8 protein-coding genes, 1 tRNA gene and 1 pseudogene are annotated in these 7,558 nt (G+C 42.7%); 9 read left to right on the top strand and 1 reads right to left on the bottom strand.

Going from position 1 to position 7,558, the window contains the following annotated elements:
- Together ACH10T_RS01145 and ACH10T_RS01140 are read left to right on the top strand one after the other, a co-directional pair.
- Positions 1-142, top strand: a pseudogene (locus ACH10T_RS01145) (transposase); the annotation flags it as partial.
- A 264-nt stretch (positions 143-406) separates the two neighbouring features.
- Positions 407-670, top strand: coding sequence for a hypothetical protein (locus tag ACH10T_RS01140; protein ID WP_394807507.1), 264 nt, complete (start codon positions 407-409; stop codon positions 668-670).
- Positions 671-818: 148 nt separating this feature from the next.
- Here ACH10T_RS01140 and ACH10T_RS01135 read toward each other — a convergent pair.
- Positions 819-907 (bottom strand) — tRNA-OTHER (locus ACH10T_RS01135).
- Positions 908-1,024: 117 nt separating this feature from the next.
- On the opposite strand from ACH10T_RS01135, the gene ACH10T_RS01130 reads away from it, so the two are divergent.
- From ACH10T_RS01130 to ACH10T_RS01100, 7 genes are all read left to right on the top strand, one after another.
- Positions 1,025-2,371: a tyrosine-type recombinase/integrase gene (locus ACH10T_RS01130; RefSeq protein ID WP_394807506.1), complete on the top strand. Its 1,347-nt coding sequence runs from the start codon at positions 1,025-1,027 to the stop codon at positions 2,369-2,371.
- 86 nt (positions 2,372-2,457) lie between these two features.
- Complete coding sequence (locus ACH10T_RS01125) at positions 2,458-2,898, top strand: hypothetical protein (protein WP_394807505.1); 441 nt, start codon at positions 2,458-2,460, stop codon at positions 2,896-2,898.
- Positions 2,899-2,993: 95 nt separating this feature from the next.
- Positions 2,994-3,821 (top strand): transcriptional regulator domain-containing protein, encoded by an 828-nt coding sequence (locus ACH10T_RS01120; RefSeq protein WP_394807504.1) that lies wholly within the window; start codon positions 2,994-2,996, stop codon positions 3,819-3,821.
- Positions 3,822-4,146: 325 nt separating this feature from the next.
- Positions 4,147-4,707: a hypothetical protein gene (locus tag ACH10T_RS01115; protein WP_394807503.1), complete on the top strand. Its 561-nt coding sequence runs from the start codon at positions 4,147-4,149 to the stop codon at positions 4,705-4,707.
- A gap of 66 nt (positions 4,708-4,773) precedes the next feature.
- A complete protein-coding gene (locus tag ACH10T_RS01110; protein WP_394807502.1) occupies positions 4,774-5,631 on the top strand; it encodes a toprim domain-containing protein in 858 nt (285 codons plus the stop codon).
- Positions 5,624-7,147, top strand: a complete 1,524-nt coding sequence (locus ACH10T_RS01105; protein ID WP_394807501.1) for a YfjI family protein — start codon at positions 5,624-5,626, stop codon at positions 7,145-7,147. Before ACH10T_RS01110 ends, ACH10T_RS01105 begins: the two co-directional genes overlap by 8 nt.
- Positions 7,144-7,422: a hypothetical protein gene (locus tag ACH10T_RS01100; protein WP_394807500.1), complete on the top strand. Its 279-nt coding sequence runs from the start codon at positions 7,144-7,146 to the stop codon at positions 7,420-7,422. Before ACH10T_RS01105 ends, ACH10T_RS01100 begins: the two co-directional genes overlap by 4 nt.
- The last annotated feature ends 136 nt before the right edge of the window (positions 7,423-7,558 follow it).

Raw genomic sequence — 7,558 nt, 5'->3', positions numbered from 1 at the left:
GGTCGAGCATCCCTTTCATGTCGTGAAGAATCTGTTCATGCACCGCAAGACCCGCTACAAGGGGTTAGTCAAAAATACCGCTCAGATGTTCTCGCTGTTTGGTTTTGCCAATTTGCTGCTGGCTCGCCGGTGGCTATGCAGAACAGACAGCCTAGTTGCGCCTTTGAAAACAAGAAATGAGGGTAATAATGCAAAAAATGATGCGATTCAGGTCAAACTTGGGCAAATTATCGCAATATTACATAATCAATAGGCTTGATCTCTACTGCGCGATGAATTATTCAGCGTTTCCCTAAGCAAAAACATTGTTCTCTACCGTACAGATGAGTTTAGGAATAATGGGCATTATTAACAGCGTAACTTTGAGAATCTTAAATAAATAATTTTAAAGAAGGAATATATTAAAATGAAACTATCTAATTTAGTAATGATAATGACATTAGGCTTGTTTTTTTCAACAGCACATGCAACCGAAACACTAACGGAAAAAAGCGATGCAACAAAAAGAGACATACAACGCGATGCGAATAAAGCTGTTGACCGTGTAGATGAGGCAACTTGTACTGACACTGATGCAGAATGCGCTAAAAGAAAAATGGGAAATCGTGCTGAAGAAGGAAAAGATTTAATTAAAGATAAATCTTCAGAAATGAAAAATAAAATAGATTAATCTGAATTTTTATAACATAAACCCGCCCATGTGGCGGGTTTTTTATTGTTTAATTTTGAATTATCCTGGTGACATATTGGTGACATTTTTTCAGCAAGAAAAAAGCACTTAGGATTTTTAGTCTCTAAGTGCTTGTTCTTATGGGTTGCTGGGGCAGGATTTGAACCTACGACCTTCGGGTTATGAGCCCGATTATAATAGTATTTATCTGTGTTGATTGCCATTCTCTAGAAATACAATTATCTTAATAATCATATGTTAAACAGTATTACCCTTGATTGTTGTGTTGATTAATATTCGCCTGTATACTGCAAAGGCGGTTACAAAACGGTTACAAATATTAAGGGCGATATTATGGCAAAGGTAAAACTAACTTTCGGGCGGGTTACTGGCTTCAAATGTCCTGATGATGCGGCACAAGCCTTTTTATGGTGCGATGAAGTACCCGGTCTTGCAGTACGTGCAACACCTGGATCAAGTCGTAATCGCTATATTTTTCAATCCAAAGTAAACAAGCAAACAAGGCGAATTACCATTGGTGATGTGAGTATATGGAGCATTGGGGATGCCCAAATAGAAGCACGCCGCCTTCAAACCATCATTGACCAAGGCAATGACCCGCGCGAAGTAAAAGCCGATCAAGCAGCCGCCAAGACAGCCGCTACCATTGCCAAGAAAGCGCAGGAAACCCGCGAAACTGCTACAGTGAGTTCGGCATGGGTAAATTATTTAGAATACCAAAAAGACAAAATGCAACGCTCCCACATTGAGCGCGGCAAGCGATGGGGTGCGCGCCACTTAAAAGACCATGAGAATCTTTCTCAGGCAGGCGGGATAGAAAAACAACGCGGCAAAGGATTGACTAAACCGGGCGTACTGTACCCGCTGCTACTGATGCGCATGATTGATATTAACGCTGATGTACTTAAAGAATGGCAAAAGCAAGAAGCTGAGACCCGAGCAAATAACGCCCGTCAAGGTTATGAAATGTTTCGTGCTTTTTGGCGTTGGTGTGCGTCACGTCCCGAATATACCAATATTATTGATGTTGAAGCAATCGAAAGTAAAGAGCTACGAGACGAAGTACCAAGCCGGAAAAGTAAGCAGTTTGATGTAATGCAACGCGCTCACCTTCCGTCATGGTTTGCAGCCGTTCGATCATTAAATCCTATTATCAGCGCATACCTTCAAGCTTTATTATTGACCGGCACACGCCGCGAAGAAATGGCAAGCCTGACTTGGCAGGATGTCGATTTTAAATGGAATAGTATTTGGGTAAAAGACAAGGTGCATGAAGAAGGTCGCAAGATTCCATTAACGCCCTATCTTGCCAGATTATTAACCTCCCTACCCCGCCGCAATCAATGGGTTTTCAGCAGCACATCCGCCGCCAATGGCCGAATAACAGAGCCGCGTATTCCACATAATCGAGCCTTATCTATCGGCGGCTTGCCGCCCTTAACTTTGCATGGGTTACGCCGAACTTTTGCCAGTCTTGCTGAATGGGTGGAAATGCCAAAAGGCATAGTTGCTCAAATTATGGGGCATGCTCCAAGTGCAACTGCTGAGCGTCATTATATTAATAGGCCGCTTGAATTGCTGGCTATATGGCACATGAAATACGAAGCTTGGATTCTAAAAGAAGCCGAGATTGAATTTAAAACGACAAAAGCAGGTTTACGAGCAATAACCGCGGCCTGACGGAATCAGGTAAAAGCGGGGCTATCAAGTGATCAAGCACCTGAAGCCCCTAACCACAACGCAACACTAATAAGGAATATCACATCATGGCTAATGAATATTCTACACCAACAACAGGCAGCAGATCGAGTAACCCGCCGGAATGGGGTGATCCGGAATGGGGAATAATGAATGATGCGGATTTTGCAGATAATATTATGGAAAAAATCAAAGGAGAGAAAGCAATTTTAACCCCCGAGGAAATGGATATTATCGAAAGATTTTGGGAGAAAGACAGGGCGACCCGGCGAAGCGCACTTATTGCACTTATTAAGCCATATTCATGGTTAGAAGAAAATATTAAAAACGACACCGCATTTGCTGAAGCAATGGTCGCCGTTTATGAATGTATTGATCCGGATAAATATAGGCAAATTGCTAACTTACTTTTTGACGCTCAAAGACGAGTGATGTGTGCAATGGCTTGTCGGGAGGATATGCGAGAGCTGATGATTAAGGCCAAAGCAGAATCAGAAGCAACGGAATAACTTAGGTATGGTCGCTGCCTACCTCGACGGAGGGAAAAGCCAGTTACCTTTGCTGGCCTGACAGTGGCTTCTTTCAAAGGACGCAAAAGGAGCGTATGAGTGCATTTATTCCACCTGATTGGCGCGATGCATCCGCATATCCAGAAGATGCGTCACCAGGCACATGGGCTTGGGAATTTCTTCGAAGAAATCCAGACTACCAAAAAGATTATGAGCATTTTGCTTCATTACCTGATTATCGCCCCAATGGAGCAAAAACGGCCAAATGGTACTGCACCAAGACCTGGTGGTGGGAGGATCCAGAGCTTCGTTATTGCAAGCAACCTATAACTGAGGACGATGACACTATTGGCCACTATTTCAATAGAACTGGTGATAGCACGCCATTCGATTATTCGCTTGAAGATCATTTAATTGAGAAATGGGGATTCACAACCACGGAGATTTATGATCCATCATATGATGGTGGAGATACGGGTTTATGGTACGCGCCTGAACTACCAAAAGAATTGCCTATTTATGATCCAGAAATACATCCTGAACAAAGTCAATCGTACCCAGTTAAGCCGGATAGTATATTTGAAATAACGCTCAGATTTGATCTTCGTTACTCAGTAAAAGAGCAATTGGAAAAGGCGAAAAAAATTCTAATGAGCTATAAAGAAGGTCTGAAAGAAAACTCTCTCTTTCCCGATCTTAAAAATGAAATTGTGCGTACTTCTAAAAGTATTCAAATAGAAAAATTGCCAAAATATCTTCGCGCATATGATGCTAGACAAGATGGAGCTACAGAGCTAGAAATAGGAAAAGAATTTTATCCAGGAACAACCGAAGATAGCGCAAAGCAAAAGGCACATAACGCATGCAAAAAAGCTAAAGAACTTGTTTATGGAGGTTACCGAGAACTAATGAAGTACGAGTAACAATACTCACCCACCCCAAGTTTCGTTACATACACATATAAGATATTCAACCAAAATGCTCCTTTTAACATAAAAAGGGGCTGCAAATGCAACCAACAAGCAAAAATCAATTTTCTTCTTTATCCAATCAACAATTCCCATCTTTAGACCAAATAACCCGCCCGATCCTCACAACCGGCGAGGCCGCATTCTATCTGAATAGGAAACCTCAAACGCTCCGCTGTTGGGCGATGAAGCAAGACGGGCCTTTACATCCAATTCACCTAAACGGCCGTTTGGCGTGGCGAGTTTCCGATATTAAATCACTGATTGGAGGGGTGTAATAATGAACGAAATCAACGAACTGAATGCCACACAAACCACCCTTGCAAACGCAATTGCGGAACACCCTAAAATGGCAGCTAAAGTCATTGAATACAATGAATCTGTTGCTGATTCACGGAGAAGCGTTGATCTGTTGGTTACCGAACGGGAAGCCGCTGAACGCGATCTTGTGCGCGGTAAATCCACACCGGCAGCAGTGGCGGCTATCGACAAGAAATTAAAAGAAGCTAAGGAAAAGTTGGAATCGTTTGAACGCCTTCTGACTTTCTCGAAAGAAGAATTACTGTCAATAGATAATCGGATAGTTACAGCACGTCAACAGCTAGCTAACGCGCGGTTTGCGTTTTGCATTGCCGAGAAAAACCGGCTTGCAGATGAATTGAACGGTAACCAAGCATTCAAAAAATTGATGATTGCGGTATATGCGGCAAATGCTTCTAACAATCTGAGATATACCGCTAACTGGAAAATGTTCGTTGCTGAATTAATTGAAGAAGTGCCTGCTACGGAATTGGCGGCGGCGAAATCGGATTTTCTGAAGAAACACAACTTAGCCGACTGAAGACAAAAAAATCCCGGATATAAGCCGGGATCTTCGCATGCTCACAGTTTCAGAAGGAATTCTAACATGGATCAGATTTCACAGGTAACAGAAAATTTTCGCCAATCAATGCAAGACGCTGGAATTTATTATTCTGGTGAGATAGTAGCCGATGGCAAGCTACACCGAATTAGAAGTGAAAATCATAAGATAGGCACCCAAAATTGCGCGTATGTCTTACATATAGATGGCGGCAAACCCGCAGGTTATTTTGAAAATTGGGTAGCCAGCACAAAACATACTTGGACAACAAGAAAATTGACACGCGGATTTCACGCATTCAGTCATAAAGAAATAACCGAGGCCAAGCTTCAGCGTGATATAGAACAACGCCAAAAGCACGCAGCGGCGGCGATTAAGGCCGTTAATATCTGGAACCGATGCAAACCTATCACCAAACAATCCGAGCACCTCTATCTAGTAAATAAACGTATTCAACCACACGGAGCAAGAATTTATGGCGATGCATTGGTTATCCCAATCTATAACGAATCTGATGAGCTGGTTAATTTGCAGTTTATTAGTCTCAACGGCGAGAAACGGTTCTTATCTGGTGGACGCAAGCGCGGCTGCTTTCATATCATTAGCGATCTATCACAATGTATTCTAATCTGTGAAGGATTTGCTACCGGAGCCAGTCTATTCGAGGACTCCGGGCAGCGTGTTGTTATTGCGTTTGATGCTGGAAACTTGCTACCTGTAGCAAAGAATATCCGAGATTTATCACCAGATACGGAAATCATAATTTGTGCTGATAACGACCTGTCAGGCGTAGGGCAGGCAAAAGCGCGGGAGGCTGCGTTATCTATTGGAGGGAAGATACTTATTCCACTGGAATCCGGCATGGATTGGAATGATGTACTTACAGGGGGCTGCCATGAGTAATCTTGATTTAACCCTTGCTGCGGTACCGGCAAGCATTCTCAAACCGACCCCCGAACCATTGCCAGAACTCCCCAAAGTAGAGCCATTTGATTATAACTATCTGCCTGATGGCATCCGTGGTTATGTGAAAGATATCTCAGAGCGCATGCAATGCCCGCCTGACTTTGCGGCAGTCAACACTTATGTAATGCTTGCTGCACCAATCGGGTGCAAGATTGGGATAAGACCCAAACGCCGTGACAACTGGGTGATAGTTCCTAATCTTTGGGGTGCAACCATTGGTGGATCTGGTGTTATGAAATCGCCTAATCGCAGCGAAGTTTTCAAACCGCTAAAACAATTACAAGTTGATATTTCCATTGAAATCGCAAAACAAAATGAGGAGATCATTAAAGAGATAAATGCAATGTTTGCCGGCGCGGAAATTAAGAAAACAATTCGACGTGCCGAAGCAAAAAAGCGATTAAAGGAAGACAAGGAAGCCGATGTTTCGGAATTACTAAGCGATGATGGAAAGCCTGAAATAAAGGAAAAGACACCGCCCAGATTCATAACCAACAATGCGACTGTTGAAGCACTTGGGCAGATCATGATTGATAATCCAAACGGCATTTTATTTGAAGCAGATGAGCTTATTGGATTACTTAAGGGTCTGGATAAACAAGGCCAAGAAGGTGCACGCGCATTCTATCTTACGGCGGCTGATGGCAATCAATCCTATACGATTGACCGGATTATGAGAGGAACCAATCTGCATATTGAATCTGCTTGCTTGTCGATTATAGGCGGCATACAGCCGGGTGTATTGAGTGAATACGTTAGAGATGCGCTATCAGGCGGCGCGGGCGCTGATGGCTTGTTGCAGCGGTTTGGTTTGATGGTTTACCCGGATATATCACCACTGTATCAATACATTGACCGATTCCCTGACAAATCAGCAAAACAAACAGTTAATGATCTTGTGAGAAAATTGCACAGTCTGGATGTCCAGTCCATAGCAACCATTGGTGAATTTTGTAAAACACCTTATCTTCAATTCGATGATGCAGCGCAAGAAATATTTATTGAATGGCTTTGCAAACTTGAAACCAGATTGCGATCTGGTGAAGATCATCCGGCCATCGTGTCGCACTTATCCAAATATCGAAAGTTAATACCTTCCTTAGCACTAATCAATCATTTATGTGACAGCAATGAGCCGAAAGTGTCTGAAGCTTCTTTACTGCGTGCATTGGCGTATAGCGAGTATTTAGAGAGCCATGCGCGGCGTGTATATAGTCATGGTACGCAGCCCGGAATTGATAGCGCTAAGGCTGTATTGGCTAAGCTGAGAGCCGGTAAGTTAAACAATCCTTTTGCATTGCGTGATATTTACAGGAAGCACTGGACGGGTATTGATACACCGAAGAAAGCGCAATCCGCCATAGATGTTTTGCTTGATTACGATCACCTGACAAAAGAAGAAGTTTTTACAGATGGCAGACCGACAGCTTTATATCATTGGGTGAAATCATGAGCGGTTACCTAGCCAGATTAAAAGTGATAGAAACAGAAAATATTTTCTGCAATACCCCAGAAAGGCAAGTGCCAAAAGTGCCAGAAGTACCTTTTGATACTTTTGGCACCTCCACTCAGGGGCAAATTGAGAAAAATATTTTATTAATTCAGTCATGGCTATATCAAATTGGCGAGCCTGAAGAAGATCATGACTTGGTATTGGATAATTGCAGAAATGATCCTGATGCGATGGAATACTTCTTAAGACACGCGAGAGGTGAATATAAAAGCTAGGTTCTCTTGGTGGGAAAAAACGCCGGGGATCATGAATACCTCGTGAATTTTGTAGCGGAGCAAATTTATTAATGAGTTCTCATATTTATAACAAAACACAGGAAACAAACCATGCAAGTCACCAAATTGGCAAAAC

This window comes from Nitrosomonas sp., from assembly GCF_043753625.1.
Classification (GTDB): domain Bacteria; phylum Pseudomonadota; class Gammaproteobacteria; order Burkholderiales; family Nitrosomonadaceae; genus Nitrosomonas.
The sequence above is the reverse complement of the archived record's forward strand: the minus strand, read 5'-3'. Positions and strand labels throughout refer to the sequence as shown.

Bases quoted from the DNA above. Each gene is read 5' to 3' on its own strand.
- ACH10T_RS01140 (WP_394807507.1), top strand. From the start codon at position 407: ATGAAACTATCTAATTTAGTAATGATAATGACATTAGGCTTGTTTTTT.
- ACH10T_RS01125 (WP_394807505.1), top strand. From the start codon at position 2,458: ATGGCTAATGAATATTCTACACCAACAACAGGCAGCAGATCGAGTAAC.
- ACH10T_RS01130 (WP_394807506.1), top strand. From the start codon at position 1,025: ATGGCAAAGGTAAAACTAACTTTCGGGCGGGTTACTGGCTTCAAATGT.
- ACH10T_RS01120 (WP_394807504.1), top strand. From the start codon at position 2,994: ATGAGTGCATTTATTCCACCTGATTGGCGCGATGCATCCGCATATCCA.
- ACH10T_RS01115 (WP_394807503.1), top strand. From the start codon at position 4,147: ATGAACGAAATCAACGAACTGAATGCCACACAAACCACCCTTGCAAAC.
- ACH10T_RS01110 (WP_394807502.1), top strand. From the start codon at position 4,774: ATGGATCAGATTTCACAGGTAACAGAAAATTTTCGCCAATCAATGCAA.
- ACH10T_RS01100 (WP_394807500.1), top strand. From the start codon at position 7,144: ATGAGCGGTTACCTAGCCAGATTAAAAGTGATAGAAACAGAAAATATT.
- ACH10T_RS01105 (WP_394807501.1), top strand. From the start codon at position 5,624: ATGAGTAATCTTGATTTAACCCTTGCTGCGGTACCGGCAAGCATTCTC.